Below are 24,723 nucleotides of genomic sequence, written 5' to 3' on the forward strand. Positions count from 1 at the left end.
CCCCCCCCCCCCCCCCCCCCCCCCCCCCCCCCCCCCCCCCCCTTTTTTTAATCATCCGGCCACCACCTATATATAAACTTAGCATTATTGGTCGCCAGCGTATTTTTTTTTTAAGAGAGTGGGTTGACGGACTCCACCCGCCGCGCCCGCGCGCCGGCGCGCGGCACGATGATGGAGGTGGAGGAGAAGGGCGAGAAGACGCGAAAAGGTGCGGGGAGAGTCATGGCCGCCTTGCGAATGTGATTGAGGGAAATGGGCTTCGCAGCGAAGCGAGTGGGAACATAAAGGGAACAATCCCATCGTGTCAATGGGAAAAAGCCCTCTGGACGACGGCGTGAAAATATGGGAAAAATCCCATCATGGATGAGTCAATCCGAAACCGCGTGAAAGCCGAGATGGAGCGGCAGGGCCTGGATATGAAGGGTCTGTCGAAGCTTGCCGGTCTGGGCGAAACCTATGTGCGCGACGCGCTCAAGCGCGGACGCGGCGGTTCGCTGCCTGCGCTCAACAAGCTGGCGGCGGCGCTCGGGCGTTCGCTGGACTGGCTGCTCACGGGGGCGGAAGTGGCTGGCGGCGAATTCGCGCCGGACAAGCCGCCGCGCCGTCGGTTCGACACCAGCGTCGACAGCAAGATCGTCGATGGCGCGACTGAGGCCGGATCGACCATTCTGGAGGTCGATGTGCGCGCTGGCGCAGGCGGCGGCGGCGTGCCGATCGAGGCTTTCGTGCATGACGAGCATGGCAATGTCTATTCGGCCGAGGCGATCGCCGCGGAATGGAGCTTGCCCGCCGCGATCATGCAGGGTGTGCTGCACGCCTCCGCGCGGCACGTGCGCGTCTTCGAAGTGATCGGCGATTCGATGGAGCCTCGCCTTTACGAAGGCGATCGCGTCTTCATCGACCTGCGCTACACCATTCCAAGCCCCGAGGGCATTTTCGCGCTCTGGGACGGTTTCGGCCTGGTCATCAAGAGATTGCAAATTGTCATGGGCTCGGAGCCGACGCGCGTGCGGGTGATCTCGGCTAATACGTCCTATTCTTCTTATGAGGCGGCTTTGGATGACGTCCGTATCATCGGCCGTTTCGCCGGACGCTTCACGATCAACTGAGATTGCCCAGCATTGCCCATTGCGTATCTGCAGATGCGAAAATGGGAAAAATCCCAAAATATCGCAAAAAGCCCATCAAAGCCCATTGACTGGTCGACTGACTTTTGCTAGAAATATCCATGTTGAAGATGTGCGCCCGGCGCTCCCGAAAGGGGTCGCCGGGTTTTGCTTTCGGCCGGCCTCTCGCCGGCCAGGCCGATGAATTGGAAAAGCGATGGCGTCCGACCCGCGCGAAAAACTGCAGCAGAAAATTAGAGGCCGGCGAGTGCTGGAAGAGGAGAGTGACGCGCGATCGCATAGGGGTGAAACTCCGCTGGAGCGCGTCAATCGCGACCTCGCGATCCTCAACATGCGCCTGCACGGCCTGACCTTTCACGAGATCGCCCGCAAATTGCCGGAGGCTGGTTTTCGGCGCGTCAGCGTCAGCCGTATCTATGCGATTGTCGCCAAGAACCTGCGCTCCTGCCGCGACCAGCCGGCGCGCGAATTGCGCCAGCTCGAATTGATGCGGCTCGATCAATTGCAGGCGGCTCATTACAAGGCCGCGATGGGCGGCGACGCCACGGCGATTGCGCGCGTGCTGTCCATCATGGACCGCCGCGCCAAATTGCTCGGCCTCGACGCGGGACCGGAGGCGGTGATTTCGCTCGACGCGTCGCGCCAGACGCTGCTGAAGAAGCTCGATGCCCTCGCGCGCGGCCAAGCGGCGCCAGCCGCCTCTTGCATTAAGGCCGCGCCGGCTGCGGAGGGCGGTAAAGCGATTGCGAAGAAATAAGCGCCGCGATGCGCAAGCCTCCGACCGACGCAAACGCGCTCGCGCGGTTGAGCCCGCGCGAGCGCGCCGGCTTTTTCGCCAAGCTCGACGCGGATGAATTGGAATCGCTGAAGACCCTTTGGCCGTTCTGGGCGCGCGCCGAGCAACTCGTACCGCCCGGCGATTGGGTTTATTGGCTGCCTCTGGCCGGGCGAGGCTGGGGCAAGACTCGAACCGGGGCTGAAACCGTTCGCCACTGGGCGCGCGAATTTCCCCTGGTCAATCTGATCGGCGCGACCGCCGATGATGTGCGCGACGTAATGGTTGAAGGCGAATCCGGCGTGCTGGCGGTGTGCCCGCGCGACGAACGCCCTCGCTACGTCGCGCACAAACGGCGACTGGAATGGCCGAACGGGGCGAAAAGCCTGTTGTTCTCGGCCGAGGAGCCCGAGCGGTTGCGCGGCAAGCAGCATATGAAGCTCTGGGCGGACGAACTCGCCGCCTGGCGCTATCCGGAAGCGTGGGATCAGGCTGTATTCGGCCTGCGTCTCGGCGCGAGGCCGCAGGCGATCATCACCACCACGCCGCGTCCGACGAAACTCATGCGCGATTTGCTGGCGGATCCGCTGACATTTTCGACGCAGCATTCGACATATGAAAACATCGGCAATCTTGCCGAGAATTTTCTGGACCGTGTGGTGCGCAAATATGAGGGCACGCGGCTCGGGCGGCAGGAATTGCACGCCCATCTGCTGCTCGACGTTCCCGGCGCCTTATGGACGCGCGAGACGATCGAGGCGGCCCATGTCGGCAAGGAAGACATTCCGAAGCTCGGCCGCATCGTCGTCGCGCTCGATCCGCCGGTCACGTCTGGCGAGAGCGCCGACGAATGCGGCATGATCGTCGCGGGCCTCGCTCCGGACCGGCGGGTTTTCGTCCTCGCCGATCTGTCGCGGCAGGGCGAGACGCCGCTCGGCTGGGTTTTGCGCGCGGTGGCCGCCTTGAAGGAATTTGGCGCGGATTGCCTCGTCGCGGAGGTTAATAATGGCGGCGAGATGATCGAGACGATGATCCGCCAGGTGGACGCTAATGTCGCCTTTCGCGCGGTGCGCGCCTCGCGCGGGAAGTTTACGCGGGCCGAGCCGGTCGCCGCGCTCTATGAGCAGGGCAGGGTGCGCCATTGCGGGCTTTTCGCGCGGCTTGAAGACCAGATGTGCCTGATGACGCCGGATTTCGACCGTGGCCGGGCCGGCTATTCGCCGGATCGGGTGGATGCTCTGGTTTGGGCGGTTTCCTCGCTGGTTTTCGACCAAGGCGATGGCGCAGGGGTGTTCGAGTTCTATCGCAGCATGTCGGCTAAGCTGAACGGGCGGGATTGATCTCGTCCGCGCCGGAACAAATCATTGGAGTTGAACATGAGCGAACGCGGCGCGGGTCTGCCACGCTGGTCCCTTTCGCCTGTCGAAGTCACCGCCAGATTTGGCGGCTTCGAGCGCGCAGCCGAGTGGTTCGGGCCTTCCGATCCGCTGGCGCCGGGGGCGCCGGCGGAGGTTGCGGGGCGGCAATGGGATTTTCCCTCGGGCTATAATCTCAACACGCATGCGCGAAATTACGAGGCCTTTTCCTTCGCCGATCTGCGCATGCTCGCCGACGCTTATGATCTGCTGCGTCTGGTGATCGAGACGCGCAAGGATCAGATCGAACGGATGAACTGGGGCATTCGCGCCAAGGCCGGCGCGAATGTCGAGCCGGGCCAGACCGCGCGCGTCGAGAAATTCTTTGGCAGTCCAGACGGCGTCCATGACTGGTGCGCCTGGATGCGGATGATCCTGGAAGATCTGTTCGTCATCGACGCGCCGGCGCTTTGGTGCGAGCGCGACCGCGCGGGCGGGCTGCTGGCCTTGCATCCGCTCGACGGCGCCACCATCAAGCCTGTGCTCGACGCCTGGGGCCGCACGCCGCGTGCTTTCGCCCAGAATGGCAAGCTGGTCTATCCGGTCGCGTTCCAGCAGATCCTGAAAGGCGTTCCCGCCGTCAATTACAGTGAGCGCGACATTGTCTACCGGCCGCGCAATGTGCGGGCGCATCGGGCCTATGGCTTCTCGCCGGTCGAGCAGGTGATGGCGACGGTCAACATCGGCCTCAAGCGGCAATTGCACCAGCTGAGCTATTACAGCGAGGGCAATGTGCCGGAGAGCCTGATCGGCGTGCCGGATTCCTGGACGCCGGACCAGATCAAGAGCTTTCAGGATTATTGGGACCTCTATTTCACCGGCGATCTGGCGCGGCGGCGACGGGCGAAATTCGTACCCGGCGGGGTTGCGAAAACCTTCATCCAGACCAAGGAGCCGGAGCTCAAAAACGCCTTCGACGAATGGATCGCGCGGGTGGTGTGCTTCGCCTTCTCGATCTCGCCGCAGCCCTTCGTCAGCCAGATGAACCGCGCGGCCAGCGAGACGCAGAAGGTGACGGCCGACGAGGAGGGGCTGTTCCTCATCCTCGCCTGGATCAAGCGGCTGAGCGATCATGTCATCCAGAACATGCTGGGCGTGGACAATCTGGAATTCGTCTGGCGGCACGAGACGGCGATCGATCCGACCGTGCAGCGGGAAAATCTCGTCGCTTATGTCAGCGCCGGCATGATGACCCGGCGCCGCGCGGCGGAGATCATGGGCGAGACGCTGCCCGTCGATCCGATGGCGGACGTGCTGACGGTGACGACGGGGCAGGGGGTTGTCAGGCTGGGCGGCAATTCAAATTCGGATGGGGTGGGAAAAAAGGACGACCACGTGTTCGCACGCACCTCGGGCGCTATCGCGTTGGAAAAATTCGATCCCGCCCAGTCCCGTGACGATCACGGACGATGGACGACGACAGTTGGCGCTGAAGCCGAACAGGCAAGCAACGACGGTCGGAAGTCCGAGGCGTCGGACTACAATCCGACAACCCCCTCCAAAAAAGTGGCCCTAAATTGCGAACAGGAATGGGAGGACGCGCGAAAAAAGTGCGAAGGTCTTCTTGAGCTTCCGAAATTCCATGCGAATCGGGTTTTCTTGGGCGGACATAAGACTGTCGACGGTTGCGCAAGAGGGTTTGTCAGTGAAAGGTGCGGGGGAAATCGAGTTTCTGGAAGCTAGCATTGGGGCGTTTCGATGATCGATATGAAAAAAATTAACACGTTGGTCGATCTCATCCGCAGCGAGGATTGGAGAGCGGCCCACGCTATGCTGGATGAGGAAGAATTTGCTGATCCGGGCGAGGCGACGGTTGCGTATTGGCGTTCAGTTGTCTTGCGCGACGAAGGCCGTTACCAGGAAGCTCTTAAATATCTTGCGGACAATCAACATCGTTTCAATTGCCAAAGCGGCGTTGCTCATAAGCGTGCCTGGATTTTCCACCTGATCGGAAACGATACCTCCGCGTTGAGTGAGATCGCCCTGGCGCCGTTCGATGCCGAGATCGAAGATTTTTACGGGCTGGTCATGGAGGCAAAGTTTTTTCGACTTTACCTGATGATCTTAACCGGTCTGCCAATTTCTGCTGAACAATTGGCCGAAATTCCCGACGACTATATTTCGCTCTTCCCAACTGGCGAGCGGATTCCCAAAACCAAGCTATTTTCGCTCGCCCAGCGCGGGTAGAATTTACAATTCGGCGGTACGCGCTGCGGAAAGGCATTCCTGGCGACCGTCGAAAGGGATCGAAATGACGAGCGATCAAGAACATAAACTTCGGATGATGGTGACGGTGCTCGAAGCATTCGAAAACGGCCAGTTGGCTCTTGATTCATTGATTCCAAAGCTTGAAGGACTGTTCAACGCTGTCGGTCTTGACGATCAGGAATGGCGGAAAAAGTTCTGGTATTCGTGGGGCGAACTGGAAATCAACTATGCCCTCGCCTTGGACAGCGGTTGGAAATCCCTCGACGACGTTGGGGAGCAAATTGTTGCCCAGGCGGTCGCCGATTTGAAATCGCTTATCGGCGCAAAGTTGCTGCAAGGGTAATGAAATTTTGCGGTCCATTGCCGCTCGATCCGCTCCGTAGGGATTCAACCAATAGAGCGGACTCAGAACTGGATAAAAGTTGGGGGCGACGTCACTGCTCTCGTCAAAGCTGGCAAAATCGAGGCTGTTATTTGGGTATGATCCGGTCCTTCCGCCCGATCTTCCTGCTGAGTTGGAAATGCAGGCTAAAAAGGCAGGCGTGAAAATTTTCGTCGAGAATTACACGATTATGGACGAAGAAACCGGTGCTCCAGCCAAAAGCTTTTTCGGCGCGCGTGACTGAAGCAGATGTCCGCGCCCCTAAGGGCCGTTGAAACTGCGCAGCAGAATGGCAACAGGCGTACGATAGATGCGAAGGTCTGCTCCGCCTTCCAAAATTCCATCCAGATTGGGGTCTTCTGGTCGGATATACGAAAAAGGAAGGCTGCACCAAAGGCTTTGTCAGCCAAAGGTGCGGCGGAAACCAGGTTTCCTGAAGCCGGATACGCGGATCATAAATCGTTGAGCGAGGACGTTGCTATGATCGATTTGAAAAAAATGAAGAGAATAATCGATTTTTTGCACGAAAAAAATTGGGCAGCGGCCCACGCCATGCTCGACGAACACGAATCGGCTGATCCTAATGAGGCAACGGTCGCTCATTGGCGCGCCGTCGTCTTGCGCGAAGAAGGTCGTTGCGAAGAAGCCCTCCAATATCTAGCGGACAATCTGTATCGGTTTGATTGCAAGTCTGGCGTTTTCCATAAACGCGCTGAGCTTTTCCATCAAATGGGAAATGATTCCGCCGCGCTCGCGGAAATCGAAAAGGCGCCTTTGGACTCCGAATTGGAAGACCATTCGGCTCTTGTCGTGGACGCCAAGTTTTTCCGACTCTATCTCATGACGCAAGCAGGCTTGCCCATTTCGCTCGACCAATGGCTGGAAATTCCCGACGATTATATCTCTCTCTTGCCCACAGGCGAGCGGGTTTCGAAAGGACAGCTGACCGCAATGTCCAGGCGTCGCTAGACTTCGCCACCGGAAAAACGGCCGCTTCAAAAACTCACACTTACTCTGGCCGCGCGCAGAATACTTATTCACTGGCCGAGCAGGTGATGGCGACGGTCAATATCGGCCTGAAGCGGCCAGATCGCTTTCTGAAAGCGACGGCGTTCCGGCTCACACAAATATTTCGCGCAGCGCCGCGACGAGTTTGCTCGTCTGCTCCGCCGTTCCGATGGTGATGCGCAGATAATCCTCGATGCGCGGCGCGTTGAAATGACGCACCAGCACGGCGCGGTCGCGCAGGGCGCGGGCGAGTTCGCCACCCTTCGCGGTTCTGTGTCGGGCGAAGATGAAATTCGCGCTCGACGGCAGAATGTCGAAGCCGAGTTCGCGCAGTTGCGCGGTCATGTTTTCGCGCTCGGAGATGATGGTTGTGACGCTGGCCTGGAAATAGGAATCGTCCTCGACCGAGGCGATGGCCCCGGCCTGCGCGATCTGGCCAAGCGGGTAGGAATTGAAGCAGTTCTTCACCCGCGTCAGCGCGTCGATCAGCGAAGGCTGGCCGAGTGCATAGCCGACGCGCAGGCCGGCGAGCGCGCGCGATTTCGAGAAGGTGCGCACCACCAGAAGATTGGAATGCGCCGCGATCAGGGGGACAGCCGTCTCCCCGCCGAAATCGACATAGGCCTCGTCCACGACGACGGGAATGTCGGCGTGCTGCGCCAGCATTTGCGCGACCTCGTCGCGCGACAGGGCGACGCCCGTCGGCGCATTTGGATTGGCGAAGACGATCGCGCCGGCGGCGTTGCGGCGGTAGTCATCCACGCGCAGGCGCATGGAGTCGTCCAGCGCGACGGTCTGGAAAGCGATGTCATAGAGCTGGGCCCAGACGGGATAGAAACTATAGGTCACGTCTGGAAAAAGCAGTGGCTTCTCATGCTTGAGCAACGCGACGAAAACATGGGCCAGCACCTCGTCGGAGCCATTGCCGACGAACACATTTTCGGCGCGAAGACCGTGATAACGCGCGAGGGCCTCGCGTAATGCGAGCGATTCCGGATCGGGATAAAGGCGCAGGGCGTCATTGGCGGCGTCGCGCATCGCATGGATCGCGCGCGGCGATGGCGGCAGCGGACATTCATTGGTGTTGAGCTTGACCAGGCCTTTTATGCGCGGCTGCTCGCCGGGCGTGTAGGGGCTGAGGCTCTGCGCCTTTGCGCTCCAGAATTCCATGGTTCCGCGCCTTTTCTCCGCGCCATTCGATGGCGCGCATCCCTTTAGCAAAATTTTCGACCCCATGGCCAGCCCCGCCGCGAGCGGGGCGGGCTCAACCCAGCGAGGAGCGCCGAGCGTGCCGGACCCGTTGCAAATGTTCATACCCCTGCGCAAGGCGGACGCCGCCCGGCGCCTGATCTATGGCTACGCCACAGCCGAACTGCCGGACAAGTCCGGCGAAATCTGCGATTACGCCAGCACCAAGCCTTTTTACGAGCAATGGTCGGCGGAATGCGCCAAGGCCTCCGGAGGCAAGAGCCTCGGCAACCTGCGCGCCATGCATGGCAAGATCGCGGCGGGGAAGATTTCCTCGATCGCGTTCAACGATGACGCCAAGCGCATCGAGATCGCCGCCAAGATCGTCGACGACGACGAATGGCGCAAGATCGAGGAGGGAGTCTATACCGGCTTCAGCCAAGGCGGCGCCTATGTGAAGCGCTGGCCCGATCCGGACCGGCCGGAATTTACCCGCTATACCGCCAGTCCGACCGAGATTTCGCTGGTCGATCTGCCCTGTCTGCCGGAGGCCGGCTTCGAACTGGTCAAGGCGGACGGCGTGAGCGTAACGCGCGCTTTCATCGAGCCTGTCGCCAAGGCGCAGGCCGCCCCCGACGCGGTGGCCTCGGCCCTGCGCGACTGGCTCGCCGGCAATGTGACGAGCGACGCCGAAGCCGCCGAGACAATCGCCGACTTTTTCGACGCGCTGCAACATGACCTCAACGCCGACCCGATCCACGACGCGCCGCTTTCGTCTCTGCTGGCGCGGTTGAAAGCGCAATGCATCGCGGCGCTTCAGCCGCGCGCGGCCCAGAAATATGACTCGCTCGAAGCTCGGCTGGAAAAGCTCGCCGCACAGGGCGAAGCTGCCCGACAGGTCGCGGATGATCTCGCGCCACGTCTGGCGGAACTGGCCGAGCGTGTGAGCGCGCTGGAGGCGGCGCCGGCCCAGCCGGTGCTGATGCCGGGCTTTGCGCCGGTCTCCAAATCGGCGGAGGCGGGTCTCGAAGACCTTGCCGCCGAGCTGGCGCGGCTGTCGCCCGAGCAGGCCTCGCTCGTGCTGATCAAGGCGGCGCAGACTCAGCCGAAACGCTTCGGCTGAGCCGCATCCATTTGTCGACTCCCAACAGAGAAAGCATGTCCATGACCGCACAACAGACTGCGCTTGAATTGACTCAGGCGATCCGAAAGGCGCAGGCCGCGCCCGTTTTCGATCCGCGCTTCGCCAGCCTGGAAAAATCCACCTTTTCGCAGGCGTCTTCCCCGACCTCGGGACTGACCTATTACGATCTCGAAACCGGCGCGAAGCTGTTGTTCCCGGTGCTGACGCCGCTGCGCAACTCGATCCCGCGGGTCTCTGGCAAGGGCGGCGTGCAGGCCGCGTGGCGCGCGGTCACCGCGATCAATTCGACCGGCCTCCGCATCGGCGTCTCGGGCGGCAATCGCGGCGCCGTCGCGGCCGTTACGACGAAGGACTATGTCGCGACCTACAAGGGGATCGGCATCGAGACCAATGCCGATTTCGAGGCCCAGTTCGCGGGCCAGAATTTCGACGACATCCGCGCGCTTGCTGCGCAGACCGGTCTCGAGGCGCTGATGATCGGCGAAGAGGCGATGTTGCTCGGCGGCAATACCTCGATGGCTCTGGGCGTTACCGCGACCCCAACCCTCGCCGCCTCCGCTTCGGGCGGTTCGCTGGCGACGGCGACCTGGTCCGTGATCTGCGTCGCGCTGACCCTCGACGGATTGATGAATTCCTCGGTCGCCACCGGCGTCCAGGCGTCGATCAGCCGCGCCAATGCGGACTCCTCTTCGGATGTTTTCGGCGGCGGCGCGGGGCAGAAATCCGCCAACGCCACAGTTTCCGTCACCGGCCCGAGCGGCAGCGTCACCGCGACGGTCGCGGCCAGGACCGGCGCCTTCGGCTACGCCTGGTATTGGGGCGTCGCCGGTTCGGAGGTTTTGGGCGCCATCACGACGATAAACAGCGTTGTGATCACAGCCGCCGCGACCGGAACCCAGACCGCCGCCTCCTTGCCGTCCGTCGACTGGTCCGCCAATTCGCTCGCCTTCGACGGCCTGCTCACCCAGGCGCTTCTGCCGGGTTCGGGCGCGATGGTGAACGTGCAGCCGACCGGCGTCGCGGGCGCGGGCACGCCGCTGACGGGCGATGGCGCTGGCGGCATCGTTGAAATCGAAGCTGTGCTCAAGGCCAATTGGGACCTCTACCGGCTCTCGCCGGACGAGGTCTGGGTGTCGTCGCAGGAAGCGAACAATATCTCGAAGAAAATCCTGGCGGGCGGGGCCACCGGCGCGCAGCGCTTCATCTTCGACACGAAGCAGGACGCCATCGGCGGCGGCGTGATGGTCACGACCTACAAGAACAAATATTCGCTCGCCGGCGCCAAGTCGCTCGATATCAAGATCCACCCGAACATGCCCGCCGGCACGATGCTGTTCCTGACCCGGAAGCTGCCCTATCCGCTGGCGAATGTCGGCAATGTCATCCAGGTCCGCACGCGGCAGGATTATTACCAGATCGAATGGCCGCTTCGCGCCCGTCGCTATGAATATGGCGTCTATGCCGATGAAGTGCTGCAGCACTTCTTCCCGCCGTCCATGTCGGTCATCACCAATATCGGCAATGGCTGACGGCTTACGCGCCGCCTTCCCACAAGGCGGCGCGATTTTCTTCCCAAAATGGAGTCGCGACATGAAATATCGGGCGCCCGAGGGCGTGACCGCGTTGTCCTGCGCGGGCGAAACCATAGCGCCGGACGAAGCCGGCGTTTTCGAAGCTTCGGAGGAACTATCCGACGAATTGAAGGCTCATGGTTGCGTCGAATGTGAGTCTGATCCCCTCGGCGCGCACGTCGGAGGAAAGAGCTCACGCGGGCGTTCGCGCGCCGGGAAGGCGAACTGACCATGGCGCAGGGCGACCTCGTTTCGCTGGCGCAGCTCAAGGCGCATCTCGGCGTGCAATCGAATGGCGACGACATTCTGCTCGCCGGCCTGATTGGTCAGATCAGCCGCGCGATCTGCGCCTATATCAATCGCCCTTTCGTCTGGCCGCGCGATGTCGTCGATCATTTCGATGGCAACGGCAGGGCGTCGATCCAGTTGAGAAACTGGCCTGTGATTTTGGTCTCCTCGGTCTCCGTCGATGGCCAGAATATTCCGCAGGCGCAGACGCCTTTGGGCGTCGGATGGATGCTGGAGCCGGGCGATATCGAGCCGCCGGGCGCCATGCAGAAAATTCTGCTGCGCGGCGCGACTTTCTCTCGCGGCTGGCAAAACATCTCGATCGCCTATCGCGCGGGCTATCAGATCTCCAACGAGGCCTGCGTTGCGCCGGCCCTCGGACCGTTCTTCGTGCAATCCGCGCAGCCGTTCGGCTCTTACGCTTGCGATGCGGGGGTCGCTTACGCGAACGGCCAGTCGCTCGCTTGCGTGGCGTCCAATCCGGCGCAGGGACAATATGCGTTCGATGACGGCGACGGCTATTTCTTCTCCGCTGCCGACGCGGGCCAGGCTCTTTTGCTGAATTACGGCTATGTGCCGGCCGACTTGGCCAGTTGCGCGCTGGAATGGGCGGCCGACCGTTACCGCTATCGCGAACGCATCGCCATGACGTCGAAAAGCCTTGGCGGCCAGGAGACGACCGCGTTCCGTATCTCGGCGGTGCCCGATTATGTCGCCATGGCCTTACGCAACTACACCCGCGTCATCCCGAGTTAAGCCATGTTTCAGATCAGCCTCGAGGACGCGTCCGAATTTTCCGCGCGGCTGGACGCCTTGCCCGATCAATTGCGCGTGGCGTTGACGGCGAAAGTCCAGGCCTTGGCGCAGGCGCTATATGCGCAGGTGGTGGGCGTCAATCTGAGCGGCTCCGTCTTGAACGCGCGTAGCGGGGCGTTGCGGGATTCCATTCAGATCGATGTTCAAGCCGAAGACGCGCGGATCGACGCGAAAATTTTCTCCAACGGCGACGTCCCCTATGCGGCGATCCTCGAATTCGGCGGCAAGACGGCGGCGCACGAAATCCTGCCCGACAAGGCGAGAGCGCTGGCGTTTCTGGCGAACGGCAAGCAGGTTTTCTCGCGCAGGATCCAGCACCCTGGTTCGACATTTGCCGCGCGGTCCTATCTCGGCGGGGCCCTGGACGACGCGCGTGGCGAAATCGCTGCGACGCTCGCGGAAATCGTCTCCGCCGTCGCCGAACAGCTGAAAGAATCCAGATGAAAAACTCCCGCGAAGAGATCATGGCGGAACTTTGCGCGCGTCTGGCCCGAGCGCAATTTTCGACGCCGATCAATGGGCGCGAAAGCTGGGCGATATTGTCGCGGCGCATCAAATTGTGGAGCGATGTCGCGGCGGCGGATCAGCCGGCCTTGTTCGTGACGGAGCACGGCGAAAATATCGCCTATGCGAGTGAAAACGCGCCCGGGAAAACGGTCCTGAACGTCGATCTCTTCGTCTATGTCGCCGGGGCGAACGATCCCCGCGTTGTGCCGGCGCGCGATTTGAACATTGCGCTCGACGCGCTTTGCTCGGCGCTGGCGCCGGATCCCGCAATCGGGCGCCAGACTCTTGGCGGCCTGGTTCATCATTGCCGTATCGAGGGACGGATCGTCAAGGATCCGGGCGACCTCGATGGACAGGGCCTCGCTCTCGTCCCGGTCCGCATCCTGGCGCCATGACGCCGCATTCACCTCCAGGGAATTCGTGATGCAAAGCCCGTCGCAAAACACTTCGGAGAAATCCGAAGCCACGGCCCGTGAAATCGAGGCCGCAATCGACTCTTGGTTTGTCGAGACCATGCACCATTCGCCGGTCTCGCGCGCCACCGATATTTTCAACCATGTGCGCGTCGCGGTCGATGTCTTGAAAGCGAGACTCGCCGCTCTTCTGCAGGAGCAATGATCCATGTCCAACACAACTTCCGTTGCATTCGGCTCCGGCGTTCTCATCGCGACGCCCTCGGGGGCCAATGCGTCGCCCGTTCAATTCGGCGCCGTGCAGGATGTGACGCTGGACATCAGCTTTTCGACAAAGCAATTGTTCGGGCAATATCAGTTTCCCATCGCCCTGGCTCGGGGCGAAGGCAAGATCACCGGGAAGGCGAAATTCGCCAATATAGACGGGCCTTTGTTCAACGCCTGCTTCTTCGGCCAGAGCCTGAATGCCGGCCAGAAGCTCTGGGCCTATAACGAGGCTGGCGCTGTTCCTTCCTCATCGCCCTATACCTACGCCACGGCGAATGCCGCCAATTTCGACGGCGACCTCGGCGTGGTCTATGCGGCGAGCGGCCTGGCGCTGACCAAGGTTTCCTCTGCTCCCGCCGTAGGCCAATACAGCGTCTCTGCCGGCGTCTATACCTTCAGTTCGGGCGACGCCGGCAAGGCTGTTCTGGTCTCCTATTCCTATACGCAGACCAGCGGCGGATCGCGCGCGCTCATCGTCAACAAGGCGATGGGGACTGCGCCAACATTTCAGATCGATTTCTACCAGACCAATCCCAATATCGCCGGCGCGCAATGGTCCTTGCGACTTTTCAATTGCGTTTCGAACAAGCTGAGCATCGCGTCGAAGACGCAGGATTTCGTTGTTCCCGAGCTCGATTTCGAAGCCATCGCCAATGCGGCGAATTCGATCGGCGAAATCAACACGGCGGTTTGAGATGGTTCCGGATCCGAAAATCAATTGCGCGGGATCGCCTGTCGTCGCTCTCGGCGGGCAGGAATTCTTCGTTCCGCCGCTCGCCCTGCGGCAAGCGCGGATCGTCGTGCCGGGCCTGCTGAAACTGATGCCCCGCCTCAACGCCATCCAGGCGCGCATCGCCGCTGGCGATCCGCTGGGCGCAGCGCTGCTCGATCAGGGCGACGTCGATTTGATGCTGGACGTCGTCCATTGCGGATTGACCCGCGCCTATCCCGAGTTGATGCGCGACGATGTTCTCGATCTTGAGGCGGGATTTACGGCGCTCGTCGCGGCGCTCGCTGTCATCGCCGGGCAGACGGGCCTGTTTGCGCCGACGGAGGCGCAGCCGCCGGGGGAATGAAAGGCGACGCTCCGGATTTCGACCGGATCGTCGCCCATTATTGCCAGATGTCCGGCGAGGCCTGGACCAACGCGCTCGAAGCGGAATTGACCTTCGCCCGAATCTTCGCGCGCCACGCCTATTGGCGGGAAAATCCGCCGGCGCCCGTCTTGTTCTCGGCTCTTGCGATTGGCCTGGGCTGCTGGAAGCCGGAGCGTCGCGCCGATGATGCGGTCGCCGCGCTGCGCGGGCTGTTTCCGTCAGGGCGAATCTAACCGCGCGAATGTCATGCGAGAATCGAGGATGGCATGGCCGAATCCAATGTTTCAATTTCCTTCGGCGCCGATGCGTCGGGCTTCCTTGACGGCGTCGCGCGTGTTTCGGCCGCGCTGCAAACATTGCCCGCAGCTGTTGGCCAGGTGGGAACTGGCGTCGACAAGTCGGCGCAGGGCTTTTCCGCCTTCGGCGCCGGCGCGGCCAACGCCCTCGCCAGGGTCGGCGACGCCGCGCGCGTGGCTGGCGCGTCGCAGGAGGAAATCGCGCGGGAGAGCCTCGCGGCGGTCAATGGCGAGATTTTCGCCGAGCGCGCGGCCCTTGCGGAAAAAAAATCGCTCTATGACGAACTGACCAAATTGAAGGTCATGAGCGCCAGCGAACGGCTTTCCGCCTCGCAGGCCGCCTTGAACGAGGAATATGCGGCGGAAAAGTCGCTTCTCGAAAAGGCGGGGCAACTTGGCGACCTGAGCCTCCAGCAGCGGCAGCAAATTCTGAATCGGATGCTCATGCTTGATGCGCGATATGCGCTCGACAGCCAGAAGATCATGCTGCAGTCGGTCGGGCAGTTGGTCGCGCCGATGGACCATGTGATCGACGCCATGGCGTCTTCCTTCTCGTCCGGCATGACCGGGATGGCATTGGGGACGCGCACGCTGAATCAGGCGCTGTCTTCACTGGCCCAGTCGGCGGTTTCCCAATTCGTCCACATGGGCGTCGGCATCGTGGCGGATTGGGGCAAGCGGCAGCTCGCGCTCGCGGCGTTATCGGCCGCCGGCGAAAGCCAGAAGACGGCGGCAGCCGCTGCTGGCGCCGCGTCGCGTGGCGGGATAGTCGCTGGCGAGACAGCCGCCGGTCAGGCGTCCATCCTGGGCTCCGTGCTGAAAAGCATAACGGCCTCGGCCTCGGAGACATTTGCGGGCGTGTTCGGCTTTCTCGCGCCCGTGATGGGGCCGGCTGCGGTGGGGCCTGCGGCCGCGGCGCAAGGCGCGGTGATGTCCGTCGCCGCCTTCGACATTGGCGCCTGGTCGATCCCGCAAGATCAGCTTGCGATGGTTCACCGCAACGAACTGGTCATGCCGGCGGCAGAGGCGGGCGCGTTCCGCTCGATGCTGTCCAGCGCGACCAAGGGGGGCGGCGCGGCCGGACCGACGACGGCAGCAGGCGCGAGCGTTCATCTGAATGTCAGCGCGCTTGACGCGGCTTCTGTCAAGAACTGGCTCGGCGGCAATTCGCGCCAGATCATGAAGGCGATCAATCAGGCCGTCGCGGACGGCAATCATTTGGGGCTTCGACGGCTCGCGGGGGCGTAAGGTTTGGCACAGGTCTTTGGCGTCTGCCTTCTTCCCGCGACCGGCGAGTTCGCCTATGACACGCACCCCGCGCAGGGCGCGCGATGGAACCCGACCGGGGGCGTGTTCGGGACCGGCGCTGTCGAAACGCTGGCGCCAATCAATTGCTTTTACGCGCCTGGCGGCGCGAAATCCGATTATTCCTATGCGATCGACCAGTTGCAGGCCGCGCATCCGGAATGTCAGACGGTTGCGCTCGTTGTCGCCTGGTTCGGCAATTCGACCGATGCGGCGTCTTGCCAGATTTACCCCTCTACGACTTATATCAAGGGCGCGTTCGCGTCATGGACGGGCTCAACCTGGGTCGTGGCGAACTGGCAATGCTCGGCGCTGACGCAGGCCTCGACGGGCCTGATCCCGATTTCGCAGACGGGCGGCAGTTTTTCCTATGGCGGCACGCCTTCGGATCAAAGCGTCGTCCGCTGCATCCAGGATTTGAAGGCGCGCGGCCTTCGCGTCGTTTTCTATCCCTTCATCCTGATGGACTGCGTGGGCAAGCCCTGGCGCGGGCGGATCGGAGTTTCAAGCGACGTCAGCAGCGCGGCGACGGCGGCGGTCAACGCCTTTCTTGGCTCGGCCTCGACCGGGCAATTCACGCGCGACGCGACCAATTTGACGGTGGCCTATTCCGGCTCGCCAACCGATTTCAGCTATCGCCGGATGATCCTGCATTACGCCAATCTGTGCGTCGTGGCGGGCGGGGTCGATCTGTTCCTGATCGGCTCGGAACTGCGCGGCCTCGAAGCGATCCGCGGTCCCAGCTGGACCAAGGCCGGGACGACGGACGGCGGCGGCTTCGCGGTCTGGGATTATCCCTTTGTCGCCGGTCTGATCCAGCTTGCGGCCGACGTGCGCACGATCTTCGACGGCGCGGGTCTGACCAAAAACCTGACGACCTGGGAAAACCTGATCTCCTATTCAGCGGACTGGTCGACCTGGAATGGCGTCCAGCATTCCGGCGCGAACGGCCAATGGCCGCACCTCGACCGGCTGTTCGCCTCGGCCAATATCGACCTCGTCTCGTTCGACAATTATCTGCCGCTGTCCGATTGGACGACCGGCGCCGGCGGCCTCGACGTCCTCCATTGGGGCGACGCGGCGCCGACGACCTGGCCGCCGTCCTCGGGGGCGATGCACGGCCTCGGCCTGTCCGGGACGCCGATCCTTCACAGCGAGGCCTATTTGCAGGCCAATATCGAAGGCGGCGAAGGGTTCAATTGGTATTACAGGGATTCGAACAATCTGGGGCGCGGCCTCGATCCGCTCGGATCCGGGCAATATGTGAGCCTGCCCGAAGGCGACCGGGCCAGCCAGGCGCGCAACCCGTTTTACGCCGATCAGCAGCTTCTCGGCCGCAAGCAATTCCGGTGGTGGTGGAAGAACGCGCATCAGGCCGTCTATGACGCCAGCGATGGCCTCGGATGGGCGCCGCACGGCCCGACGACGCAATGGGCGGCGAAATCCAAGCCGCTGATCTTCGTCGAATATGGCTTTGCCACGGTCGACCGCTGCACCAATCAGCCGAACGTGTTTTTCGACCCTAAATCGACAGAGAGTTTTTCGCCATTCTGGTCGGCTTGGGATTCCGCCGATGGCGCGAGCTTCCTTCCGCGCCGCGACGATCTTCTCGCCGCGCTCGGGCTGCAAACGATTTACGATTATTGGACGGGCGGCAAGAACGAGACTTCGGCTTCGGGCGTCCCGATGATCCTGACGCCGTTCTGCTGCGCCTGGAATTGGGACGCGCGCCCGTTCCCGACCTTCCCGCTCAATGCAAGCGCATGGGGCGACGGCGGCAATTGGGCGGCCGGCAACTGGATCGGCGGCAAGGGACCATATCTGTCGATCCCGACGGCCGACGCGCCGCCTGGCGCCGGCTCCTATGCCTTATTCCCCGCGCTGATGGGGCAGGGGTGGAGCTTTCATTATTCGCCGCGGTTCTCGACGAGGGCGGTCGCCAAGGTTTCGGGGCGCGAGACGCGCGCGGGAATCATGGCCTCGCCGCTGTGGGACATTGACCTGACGTTCAACTTCCTGCGCTCGGACGCCAACGCCGAATTGCAGGCCATGATCGCCTTCCTGCTCGCACACGCGGGGCAGGCGGCGCCTTTCCTGTTCGCGCCGCCCGGCGGCCTTGGCGTCGCTTCAGGCGCGGCGCTCGGGACTGGCGACGGCGCGACCAGGGCCTTCGTCGTCTCGCGCGCGATCGGCGGCTATAGCGAGCGCGTCCAGGCTCTCACCGGCGCGCCGACGGTTTACCAGAACGGCGTTGCGGTTTCCGCATCGCTCTATTCGGTTTCCATCCTGCCGGCGACCATCGCCTTCACCGCGGCGCCGGCCACCGGCGTCCCGCTGACGATCGACTTTTCCGCCGCCCATGTCGCGCGCTTCGTCGACGACGATCTCGACTTCGAGGAATTCGTCACGAACGTCTGGGCTGCCAAAACGCTGAAATTGGAGACGGTGCGAGGATGACGCTCCCGACTTTCCCGACCCTGCCCGGCCAGGGGTGGAACGTCCACAAAAAGCCGACCTTCTCGACCCGCGTTTCGGCGCATTCCTCGGGCCGGGAGGTTCGCGTCGGGCTTTACGCCCATGCGCTCTACGAATTCGAACTGACCTTCGACGGGCTCGATTCCTCGGGCGCGTTTCCTGGCCTGCAATCCCAATCGCTGCAAAATCTAATGGGGTTCTTCCTGAGCCTCGGCGGCCAGTTGAACGCCTTCCTTTATGTCGACCCGACCGACAATGTGGTCAGCGACCAGGCCGTTGCGACGGGCGACGGCTCGACGACCAGCTTCACGCTCGTTCGCTCGATCGGCGGCTATGCCGAGCCGGTCAGCTATGCGGTCGCCGTTTCCGGCGTCACGGTCGCCGGCGTCTCGACAGGGGCATGGAGCTTGAGTGCGCCCAACACGATCACCTTCTCGACGGCCCCGGCCAATGGCGCGGCGATCGTCGCGAACGTCTCCTACGCCTTCCAATGCCGGTTTCTCGACAACCAGATGGATTTCGAGAATTTCATGTTCGGGCTTTGGACCAACAAGAGCGTCAAATTCAGGCAGATTCGATGAAAACCAGGTCTATCCTATGAAAACAACATCGACGGCGCTTGTCACTTATCTGAACGGGCTGCACACCGCGAACGGCGATGCGCCGCTCTATATGGCGGACCTGTTCACGATCACGCTGGCGAGCGGGACGGTCCTGACCTATTGCGGCGTCGATGCGCCCGTCTTCTGGAACGGCTACACCTATCTGGCGAATTCAGTCCTCATCGCGGGCCTCAAATACAAGGCCTCATGCGGCCCCAATGTCGACAAGCAGCAGATCGTCGTCGCCGCGCGCGCCACGGACACGGTCGGCGGCGTTCCGTTCCTGCAGGCTTTGCAGCAAGGGCTTTTTGACGGCGCCTTCATCCAGCGCGAGCGGGCTTTCTTCTCGTCCTGGGCGACCTCTGGCGGCAATTTCATCCCGATCGGCACGGTCATCCTGTTCAAGGGACGCGTCGCGCAGATCGACGAGATCGGGCGCACCACGGCGAAAGTCACAGTGGCGTCGGACCTGACGCTGCTCGACATCGACATGCCGCGCAACTGCTACCAGTCGAATTGCGTCCATGTCCTCTATGGCTCGGGCTGCGGCCTGGCGCGCGGGACTTATTCGGCACCGGGCGCCGTCGCGGCGGGTTCCGACCGGACGCAGATCGCATGGGGCTCCGCGACCTCGGCCTACCAGCAAGGGACGATCACTTTCACGTCAGGCGCAAATACGGGCGTCGAAGCGACGATCAAGGCGGCGGGCCCCGGCTGGTTTCTGCTCGCCTATCCGCTGCCGGACGCGCCGAGCGTCGGCGACGCCTTCACGGCGGCGCAGGGCTGCGACCATACGAAGGGGACTTGCGGCAGCAAGTTCAACAATCTGAATAATTTCAAGGGATTTCCCTATGTCCCGCCGCCGCAGATCATGACCGGCCCGCTCTCGTCCAACACCACAAGCAGCCACGGCAAGGGCAAATAATGACCGAAGCTGAACAGCGCCAGTTCGACGAAAGAAATCGCGTCGCCGCCGAGGCGCGCAAATGGATCGCCACGCCCTATCACAACTGCGCCGACGTCCTGGGCGCGGGCGTCGATTGCGGAATGCTGATTGTCCGGGTCTTCGTCGATTCCGGCATGGTCGAGCCGTTCGATCCGCGCCCCTATGCGCCGGACTGGATGCTTCACCGCGATGAAGAAAAATATTTGTCCCTCTTCGAGGAACGCTGCGCGCCGGTCGAAGCGCCAGGCGTCGGCGACATCGCGCTTTTCCACTATGGCCGGACCTATTCGCATGGCGGAATCGTGGTCGAGGCCGATCCGGTTCGCATTGTCCACGCCTCGCATGACGCCGGCTCAGTCATCGAGGAAGGGCTGACGCAAAACCCGGTTCTGACCGATCCCAAGCGCCGGCTGCGCTTCTTTTCGATATGGACGAAAAAGGCGACTGTCTGATGGGTATTCTGCGCTCTGGCAACGCCACGCCGACCCAGATCACCAAATATTCCGGCCTGCAAATCCAGACCACTTCCAGCGCCGTCCCGGTCCCGATCGCCTGGGGCCGCAATATCCTGTCGCCGAACGTCATCTGGTACAATCATTTCCTCGCATTGCCGCAATATTCCGGCGGCAAGGGAGGCGGCAAGGGCGGCGGCGGCAGCAGACAGGCGAGGGGCTTTGATTATCGCTGCGCGATCATCATGGCGCTTTGCGAGGGCCCGATTCTGCAAATCGGAAACATCTGGACGTCGTCGCCGACGCCGACAAATCTCGCGGCGCTCGGCTTGAGCCTGTTCACCGGAACGACGCCGCAAGCGCCGTGGGCGTGGGCTTCCGCCTTCTATCCATCCGAGGCCTTGGGCTATCCGGGCGTCGCCTATGTCTGCAACCCGATCTACGACCTCGGCCCGGCGGCGAGCGTCGGCGACAATAATTTCGAGGTCTGCGGTTTCCTGTCCGGCTCGGGCGTCAACGGGCTCGATTGCGACCCGGCCCAGTTGATTTATGATTTTCTGACCAATTCGCAATATGGGGTCGGCTTCCCCGCCGCGTCGATCGACGCGAGTTCGCTCTACGCCAATGCCGGCGATTCCTCCTACCAGACTTATTGCTGGGCGGCCGGCATCGCCTTCAGCCCGGTCCTGAACATGAAGGAATCGGCCGCCTCGATCCTGTCGCGCTGGCTGCAGCTCACCAATTCGACGGTGGTCTGGTCGGGCGGGGTGCTCAAGTTCATTCCCCTGGGCGATAGCGCGATCACGGCGATCGGCAAGACCTGGACCCCGAACCTGACGGTCCTCTACGCCCTGACGGATGAGGATTTCCTTCATTCAGAAGGCGAAGACCCGATCAAGATCACGCGGTCGGACCCTTACGCCGGTTACAATCAGCAGAGCGTCGAAATCCAGTCCCGCAGCGATTCCTACAACACTGGGCCGGTCACGGCTTTCGATCAGTCCGCGATTGACCGCTTCGGCCTGCGCGCCGGCCCGACCATCACGGCGCACGAAATTTGCGACGTCGCGGTCGGCCAGAGAGCCGCTCAATTGATCTTGCAACGCGGGCTTTATATTCGAAACACATACGAATTCCGGCTTTCGGCGGAATTCTGCCTGCTCGATCCGATGGATTTGGTCAGCATGACCGATCCGCTGCTCGGGCTGAATGCGACCGTCGTCCGCATCACGGACATAGAGGAAGCCGACGACGGGACGCTCTCGGTCACGGCCGAGGAATTTCCGCAGGGCGTCGCGACCTCCGTCGCCTATCCGGTGCAGGCCAAAAGCAATGGCGTCCCCGCCGCCGATGTGACGGCGAATTCGGTCAACACGCCGCTGATTATCGAGCCGCCGCCCTCTCTTTCCGGTGGCTCGACGCAATTGTGGATCGGCGCCAGCGCGCAAGGCGCCGATCCCAATTGGGGCGGCTGCATCGTCTGGGCTTCGCTTGATGGGACCAGTTATGAGGAAGTGTCTTCAATCGCCGTGCCCGCGCGCCAGGGCGTTCTTTCGGCCTCGCTTGCGGCCTATGCCGGCTCGGCTCCGGACAACGCCAATACGCTCGCGGTCGATCTGACCCAAAGCGGAGGGACGCTGGATTCGACGAACAGCGCCGCCGCTGCGGCCGGCGTCACGCTCTGCTATGTCGACGGGGAATATCTCTCCTACACGACCTCGACGCTGACGGCGGCGAACAAATACAACCTGACCTCGCTTTACCGCGGGTTGGGCGGTTCGACGCCTGGCGCTTACGCCATCGGCGTGGGCTTTTGCCTGCTGGATTCCGCGATCCTGAAATATGACGTCCCGAACGCCGATATCGGCCAGACGATTTATCTGAAATTCCAGAGCGTCAATGTCTTCGGCGGCACCGCGCAAGACCTCTCGAGCTGCACGGCCTATCCCTACCAGATTCAGGGGACGGGCGTGCTTGGCCCGGTGACTTCGGCCCTCGCGCTGGGGACCGCGATGGATTATGGGCTCGCCAGCCAGGCCGTCGCGCAAACCGACGATTTCGGGACCGTCTCGGCGCCTGTCGTCTCGATCATCGACCTCGGCATTTGCACTTCTTGACGAGCGCCCTTCGGGCGGAACCCTCGCGTCAGCTTGGCCGAATGCCGTCGCCAGACGGCCGTCTTAAAAGACAGCCTATCGCATTCGCTCCTAGTCGATCCCTCACAGGCTCGATGGGTCGCTTCTAATCCGAAGGAACCACAATGTCCGTTCAGGTCAAACGACGCCGTGACACGGCGGCGAACGTCGCCGCTTACACCGGCGCCCAGGGCGAATTGATCGTCGACGCGACGAACAATCGCGTCACGGTTCATGATGGAGTCACGCCTGGCGGGTGGGCGGCCGCGAAGCTATCCGACCAGTTCGGGCTCATAGGTGTCGGGACCGCGCCGGACCCGTCCAATCCGCTATCGGTCTATGGAGCCTCGGCCCTGTTCAACGGGACGAGTTTCAATTTCACCATCAACAAGTCGGCGTCCGGCAACACGGCCGGCGTGCTGTTTCAGGATGGCTTTTCGGGCCGCGCTCAAATCGGCCTGCTCGGCGACGACAATTTCCATTTCAAGGTTTCGGCGAACGGCTCGACCTGGACCGAGGCGATCAAGCTCGACGCCGCGACCGGCGCGGCGACTTTCGCCAACGCCAGGACAGCCGTTTCCGACGCCGCCTACACGGTCCTGACGACGGACCGCATTGTGGCCTATTCCGCCCTCACGGCGGCGCGCGTCGTCAGCCTTCCGGCCGCGTCGTCATTTCCTGCCGGGCATCCCCTTATCGTGATCGACGAGTCGGGAAACTGCTCGGCGACGAAAACGCTGACCCTGAGCCCGAACGGCTCGGACACGATGAACGGGCTTGCGAGCGCGGTTCTTTCCTCCCCTTCCGCCCGCATCATTCTTGAAAGCAACGGGTCGAGCCGATGGGCCATCATCAGCCGCTCTGCCAATGTCCGGCTTTTCGCGGCGTCGACCACCTATGTCCCGACGCCAGGGCTGACCAAGGCCAATGTTTATCTCGTTAGCGGCGGGGGCGGCGGCGGCGGCGGGGCGTTGCAAGCTGCGAGCGCGGCCTGTTCGGGCGGGGCCGCGGGCGGGGCCGGCTCCATCATGTCGGGGGCGTTCACGGCGGAGCAGATCGGCGCGAGCCAGACGGTCGCAATCGGTGCAGGCGGCACGGCGGGGGCGGCAGCCTCGACGAGCAGCAGCGCGGGAGGAACCGGCGGCGCGGGCGGGTCGTCGTCTTTCGGCTTGCTGCTTTCCGTCAACGGCGGATTACCTGGGCAGGGCGGCCAGCTTGCCGCCAACTCGTCTGGCGGCGGCAGCGGCTCCCCTCCTGTTGGCGGCGGCGTCGGCGGAGGCGCTGGTGCTGCTGGCGGCAACGCGTCGGGTCCCGGAATAGGCTCAGGGGGGGGTGGGGATGCTTCGGGCGCGGCTGGTAGTAGCGGCGGCATAGCCGTTTACGGCCCGTCTGGTGGCGGCGCGGGCGGAGGCATTTCGGTTGCGAATGCTGTCTTTAGCGGCGGGTCCGGAGGAATTTCATTCACCACCATTACCGGCGCCGGGGGCGGCTCGGCCGGCGTAGCGGGAACGGCAGGATCTTCGGCGGCGACGTTGGTCCGTCCTCTTTCTACTTACGCCGGCATGGGTGGTGGCGGCGGCGGCTCGTCCTTGACGGCGGCGGGCGCGGGCGGCGCGGGCGGCCTCGGCGGCGGCGGCGGCGGCGGATCGGCCCAAAACGGCGGGACGGCGGGCGCCGGCGGCGTCGGCGGTGCGGGCTACGCCATCATTCTGGAGGACTTCTGATGCCGACGCGCTGCATCCAGATCAAGGACGGGAAAATCGTCAATGTGATCCTCGCCGACCCGGCGCAATTCGACCCCGGCGACGGCTCGACCCTTGTTGCCTGCGGCGCCGGGAATCCCGGCGACGTCTATGAAAATGGCGTCATCACGCCGGCGCCAGAGCCCGTTCCCGATTTTCCCATCGGCGCCGATCACGGCCCCCTCTGAGGCCTCGGTCAGTCTCCATTCCACAAGGACAAAATCCATGAACCTCGCAAGGCTCTTGCTTGCGGGCGCGCTTGCGCTCGCCCTCTGCGCTGCCGCCCAGGCCCAGACCGCAAACCCGATTGTTTCGGATTATGTGGCGGTCACGTCCTCGCCGACGGCGCTCCCGGCGCGATCGCTGGCAAGCGGCGTCATCGTCAGGGCGGACAAGAACAATGTCGGCACGGTCTATGTGGGCGGCGCGGCGGACGCGGCCAATTCCGCGCGCTGGTCTCCGCTCGCGGCGGGCGAAGCCATGTCCTTCGGCGTCACCAATCTCAACCAGGTCGCGACCTACGGAACCATCACGACTGACGTCCTTCGCTTCTCGGGGAATTGA

The 24,723-nt window shown here is 62.7% G+C and carries 27 protein-coding genes; 26 read left to right on the top strand and 1 reads right to left on the bottom strand.

All coding sequences use genetic code 11. From position 1 onward, the window contains the following. The first annotated feature begins 359 nt into the window (after nucleotides 1–359). From QM467_RS05650 to QM467_RS05685, 8 genes are all read left to right on the top strand, one after another. Nucleotides 360–1,109: an XRE family transcriptional regulator gene (locus QM467_RS05650; protein ID WP_283365335.1), complete on the top strand. Its 750-nt coding sequence runs from the start codon at nucleotides 360–362 to the stop codon at nucleotides 1,107–1,109. A gap of 214 nt (nucleotides 1,110–1,323) precedes the next feature. Then, nucleotides 1,324–1,884 (top strand): hypothetical protein, encoded by a 561-nt coding sequence (locus QM467_RS05655; RefSeq protein ID WP_283365336.1) that lies wholly within the window; start codon nucleotides 1,324–1,326, stop codon nucleotides 1,882–1,884. Nucleotides 1,885–1,892: 8 nt separating this feature from the next. Next, entirely contained in the window at nucleotides 1,893–3,242 is a 1,350-nt protein-coding gene (locus QM467_RS05660; RefSeq protein WP_283365337.1) for a DNA-packaging protein, read from the top strand. A 36-nt stretch (nucleotides 3,243–3,278) separates the two neighbouring features. Next, on the top strand, nucleotides 3,279–5,000 hold the full coding sequence (locus tag QM467_RS05665; RefSeq protein WP_283365338.1) for a phage portal protein: 1,722 nt from the start codon (nucleotides 3,279–3,281) through the stop codon (nucleotides 4,998–5,000). A gap of 15 nt (nucleotides 5,001–5,015) precedes the next feature. After that, nucleotides 5,016–5,504 (top strand): hypothetical protein, encoded by a 489-nt coding sequence (locus tag QM467_RS05670; protein ID WP_283365339.1) that lies wholly within the window; start codon nucleotides 5,016–5,018, stop codon nucleotides 5,502–5,504. A gap of 64 nt (nucleotides 5,505–5,568) precedes the next feature. Further along, complete coding sequence (locus QM467_RS05675; RefSeq protein ID WP_283365340.1) at nucleotides 5,569–5,868, top strand: hypothetical protein; 300 nt, start codon at nucleotides 5,569–5,571, stop codon at nucleotides 5,866–5,868. Between the two features lie 79 nt (nucleotides 5,869–5,947). After that, nucleotides 5,948–6,151, top strand: a complete 204-nt coding sequence (locus QM467_RS05680; RefSeq protein ID WP_283365341.1) for a hypothetical protein — start codon at nucleotides 5,948–5,950, stop codon at nucleotides 6,149–6,151. A gap of 5 nt (nucleotides 6,152–6,156) precedes the next feature. Next, nucleotides 6,157–6,876, top strand: a complete 720-nt coding sequence (locus QM467_RS05685; RefSeq protein WP_283365342.1) for a tetratricopeptide repeat protein — start codon at nucleotides 6,157–6,159, stop codon at nucleotides 6,874–6,876. Nucleotides 6,877–7,026: 150 nt separating this feature from the next. Here the strand turns inward: QM467_RS05685 and hisC are convergent, their stop codons facing one another. Further along, nucleotides 7,027–8,085, bottom strand: a complete 1,059-nt coding sequence (gene hisC / locus QM467_RS05690; protein WP_283365343.1) for a histidinol-phosphate transaminase — start codon at nucleotides 8,083–8,085, stop codon at nucleotides 7,027–7,029. 118 nt (nucleotides 8,086–8,203) lie between these two features. Here hisC and QM467_RS05695 point away from each other — a divergent pair, with 118 nt between their 5' ends. The 18 genes from QM467_RS05695 to QM467_RS05780 all read left to right on the top strand — a co-directional run bounded on the left by QM467_RS05695 (nucleotide 8,204) and on the right by QM467_RS05780 (nucleotide 24,723). Beyond that, the gene (locus QM467_RS05695) at nucleotides 8,204–9,226 is read left to right on the top strand and encodes a hypothetical protein (RefSeq protein ID WP_283365344.1); all 1,023 of its coding nucleotides are present in this window, start codon (nucleotides 8,204–8,206) and stop codon (nucleotides 9,224–9,226) included. 41 nt (nucleotides 9,227–9,267) lie between these two features. Further along, nucleotides 9,268–10,776, top strand: coding sequence for a hypothetical protein (locus QM467_RS05700; RefSeq protein WP_283365345.1), 1,509 nt, complete (start codon nucleotides 9,268–9,270; stop codon nucleotides 10,774–10,776). Nucleotides 10,777–11,049: 273 nt separating this feature from the next. Continuing rightward, nucleotides 11,050–11,862, top strand: coding sequence for a head-tail connector protein (locus QM467_RS05705; RefSeq protein ID WP_283365346.1), 813 nt, complete (start codon nucleotides 11,050–11,052; stop codon nucleotides 11,860–11,862). 3 nt (nucleotides 11,863–11,865) lie between these two features. After that, nucleotides 11,866–12,366 (top strand): HK97 gp10 family phage protein, encoded by a 501-nt coding sequence (locus tag QM467_RS05710; protein ID WP_283365347.1) that lies wholly within the window; start codon nucleotides 11,866–11,868, stop codon nucleotides 12,364–12,366. Further along, nucleotides 12,363–12,824: a hypothetical protein gene (locus QM467_RS05715; RefSeq protein ID WP_283365348.1), complete on the top strand. Its 462-nt coding sequence runs from the start codon at nucleotides 12,363–12,365 to the stop codon at nucleotides 12,822–12,824. Before QM467_RS05710 ends, QM467_RS05715 begins: the two co-directional genes overlap by 4 nt. A 28-nt stretch (nucleotides 12,825–12,852) precedes the next feature. Further along, nucleotides 12,853–13,047 (top strand): hypothetical protein, encoded by a 195-nt coding sequence (locus tag QM467_RS05720; protein ID WP_283365349.1) that lies wholly within the window; start codon nucleotides 12,853–12,855, stop codon nucleotides 13,045–13,047. Between the two features lie 3 nt (nucleotides 13,048–13,050). Then, nucleotides 13,051–13,803, top strand: a complete 753-nt coding sequence (locus tag QM467_RS05725) for a hypothetical protein (RefSeq protein ID WP_283365350.1) — start codon at nucleotides 13,051–13,053, stop codon at nucleotides 13,801–13,803. A gap of 1 nt (nucleotide 13,804) precedes the next feature. Beyond that, complete coding sequence (locus QM467_RS05730) at nucleotides 13,805–14,185, top strand: hypothetical protein (RefSeq protein WP_283365351.1); 381 nt, start codon at nucleotides 13,805–13,807, stop codon at nucleotides 14,183–14,185. After that, nucleotides 14,182–14,439, top strand: coding sequence for a hypothetical protein (locus QM467_RS05735; RefSeq protein ID WP_283365352.1), 258 nt, complete (start codon nucleotides 14,182–14,184; stop codon nucleotides 14,437–14,439). Before QM467_RS05730 ends, QM467_RS05735 begins: the two co-directional genes overlap by 4 nt. Nucleotides 14,440–14,472: 33 nt before the next feature. Further along, nucleotides 14,473–15,750: a hypothetical protein gene (locus QM467_RS05740; RefSeq protein ID WP_283365353.1), complete on the top strand. Its 1,278-nt coding sequence runs from the start codon at nucleotides 14,473–14,475 to the stop codon at nucleotides 15,748–15,750. 3 nt (nucleotides 15,751–15,753) lie between these two features. Continuing rightward, nucleotides 15,754–18,264 (top strand): baseplate megatron protein TIM-barrel domain-containing protein, encoded by a 2,511-nt coding sequence (locus QM467_RS05745; protein ID WP_283365354.1) that lies wholly within the window; start codon nucleotides 15,754–15,756, stop codon nucleotides 18,262–18,264. After that, a complete protein-coding gene (locus QM467_RS05750; protein WP_283365355.1) occupies nucleotides 18,261–18,863 on the top strand; it encodes a DUF2460 domain-containing protein in 603 nt (200 codons plus the stop codon). The genes QM467_RS05745 and QM467_RS05750 overlap by 4 nt, the downstream gene beginning before the upstream one ends. 16 nt (nucleotides 18,864–18,879) lie before the next feature. Beyond that, nucleotides 18,880–19,809 (top strand): DUF2163 domain-containing protein, encoded by a 930-nt coding sequence (locus QM467_RS05755; RefSeq protein WP_283365356.1) that lies wholly within the window; start codon nucleotides 18,880–18,882, stop codon nucleotides 19,807–19,809. Next, entirely contained in the window at nucleotides 19,809–20,282 is a 474-nt protein-coding gene (locus QM467_RS05760) for a hypothetical protein (RefSeq protein ID WP_283365357.1), read from the top strand. Before QM467_RS05755 ends, QM467_RS05760 begins: the two co-directional genes overlap by 1 nt. After that, nucleotides 20,282–22,399: a phage tail protein gene (locus QM467_RS05765; protein ID WP_283365358.1), complete on the top strand. Its 2,118-nt coding sequence runs from the start codon at nucleotides 20,282–20,284 to the stop codon at nucleotides 22,397–22,399. Before QM467_RS05760 ends, QM467_RS05765 begins: the two co-directional genes overlap by 1 nt. Nucleotides 22,400–22,542: 143 nt before the next feature. Continuing rightward, a complete protein-coding gene (locus QM467_RS05770) occupies nucleotides 22,543–24,141 on the top strand; it encodes a hyaluronate lyase N-terminal domain-containing protein (RefSeq protein ID WP_283365359.1) in 1,599 nt (532 codons plus the stop codon). Beyond that, entirely contained in the window at nucleotides 24,141–24,347 is a 207-nt protein-coding gene (locus tag QM467_RS05775; RefSeq protein WP_283365360.1) for a hypothetical protein, read from the top strand. Before QM467_RS05770 ends, QM467_RS05775 begins: the two co-directional genes overlap by 1 nt. 37 nt (nucleotides 24,348–24,384) lie before the next feature. After that, nucleotides 24,385–24,723, top strand: coding sequence for a hypothetical protein (locus QM467_RS05780; RefSeq protein WP_283365361.1), 339 nt, complete (start codon nucleotides 24,385–24,387; stop codon nucleotides 24,721–24,723).

It is taken from the genome of Rhodoblastus sp. 17X3 (assembly GCF_030056575.1).
Classification (GTDB): Bacteria; Pseudomonadota; Alphaproteobacteria; order Rhizobiales; family Beijerinckiaceae; genus Rhodoblastus.

What these genes read in the sequence shown, in the direction of transcription:
- QM467_RS05780 (WP_283365361.1), top strand. Translation starts at nt 24,385, where the DNA reads ATGAACCTCGCAAGGCTCTTGCTTGCGGGCGCGCTTGCGCTCGCCCTC.
- QM467_RS05730 (WP_283365351.1), top strand. Translation starts at nt 13,805, where the DNA reads ATGGTTCCGGATCCGAAAATCAATTGCGCGGGATCGCCTGTCGTCGCT.
- QM467_RS05750 (WP_283365355.1), top strand. Translation starts at nt 18,261, where the DNA reads ATGACGCTCCCGACTTTCCCGACCCTGCCCGGCCAGGGGTGGAACGTC.
- QM467_RS05735 (WP_283365352.1), top strand. Translation starts at nt 14,182, where the DNA reads ATGAAAGGCGACGCTCCGGATTTCGACCGGATCGTCGCCCATTATTGC.
- QM467_RS05755 (WP_283365356.1), top strand. Translation starts at nt 18,880, where the DNA reads ATGAAAACAACATCGACGGCGCTTGTCACTTATCTGAACGGGCTGCAC.
- QM467_RS05775 (WP_283365360.1), top strand. Translation starts at nt 24,141, where the DNA reads ATGCCGACGCGCTGCATCCAGATCAAGGACGGGAAAATCGTCAATGTG.
- QM467_RS05740 (WP_283365353.1), top strand. Translation starts at nt 14,473, where the DNA reads ATGGCCGAATCCAATGTTTCAATTTCCTTCGGCGCCGATGCGTCGGGC.
- QM467_RS05675 (WP_283365340.1), top strand. Translation starts at nt 5,569, where the DNA reads ATGACGAGCGATCAAGAACATAAACTTCGGATGATGGTGACGGTGCTC.
- QM467_RS05700 (WP_283365345.1), top strand. Translation starts at nt 9,268, where the DNA reads ATGACCGCACAACAGACTGCGCTTGAATTGACTCAGGCGATCCGAAAG.
- QM467_RS05720 (WP_283365349.1), top strand. Translation starts at nt 12,853, where the DNA reads ATGCAAAGCCCGTCGCAAAACACTTCGGAGAAATCCGAAGCCACGGCC.
- QM467_RS05760 (WP_283365357.1), top strand. Translation starts at nt 19,809, where the DNA reads ATGACCGAAGCTGAACAGCGCCAGTTCGACGAAAGAAATCGCGTCGCC.
- QM467_RS05655 (WP_283365336.1), top strand. Translation starts at nt 1,324, where the DNA reads ATGGCGTCCGACCCGCGCGAAAAACTGCAGCAGAAAATTAGAGGCCGG.
- QM467_RS05715 (WP_283365348.1), top strand. Translation starts at nt 12,363, where the DNA reads ATGAAAAACTCCCGCGAAGAGATCATGGCGGAACTTTGCGCGCGTCTG.
- QM467_RS05650 (WP_283365335.1), top strand. Translation starts at nt 360, where the DNA reads ATGGATGAGTCAATCCGAAACCGCGTGAAAGCCGAGATGGAGCGGCAG.
- hisC (WP_283365343.1), bottom strand. Translation starts at nt 8,085, where the DNA reads ATGGAATTCTGGAGCGCAAAGGCGCAGAGCCTCAGCCCCTACACGCCC.
- QM467_RS05670 (WP_283365339.1), top strand. Translation starts at nt 5,016, where the DNA reads ATGATCGATATGAAAAAAATTAACACGTTGGTCGATCTCATCCGCAGC.
- QM467_RS05725 (WP_283365350.1), top strand. Translation starts at nt 13,051, where the DNA reads ATGTCCAACACAACTTCCGTTGCATTCGGCTCCGGCGTTCTCATCGCG.
- QM467_RS05705 (WP_283365346.1), top strand. Translation starts at nt 11,050, where the DNA reads ATGGCGCAGGGCGACCTCGTTTCGCTGGCGCAGCTCAAGGCGCATCTC.
- QM467_RS05770 (WP_283365359.1), top strand. Translation starts at nt 22,543, where the DNA reads ATGTCCGTTCAGGTCAAACGACGCCGTGACACGGCGGCGAACGTCGCC.
- QM467_RS05660 (WP_283365337.1), top strand. Translation starts at nt 1,893, where the DNA reads ATGCGCAAGCCTCCGACCGACGCAAACGCGCTCGCGCGGTTGAGCCCG.
- QM467_RS05665 (WP_283365338.1), top strand. Translation starts at nt 3,279, where the DNA reads ATGAGCGAACGCGGCGCGGGTCTGCCACGCTGGTCCCTTTCGCCTGTC.
- QM467_RS05685 (WP_283365342.1), top strand. Translation starts at nt 6,157, where the DNA reads ATGTCCGCGCCCCTAAGGGCCGTTGAAACTGCGCAGCAGAATGGCAAC.
- QM467_RS05710 (WP_283365347.1), top strand. Translation starts at nt 11,866, where the DNA reads ATGTTTCAGATCAGCCTCGAGGACGCGTCCGAATTTTCCGCGCGGCTG.
- QM467_RS05765 (WP_283365358.1), top strand. Translation starts at nt 20,282, where the DNA reads ATGGGTATTCTGCGCTCTGGCAACGCCACGCCGACCCAGATCACCAAA.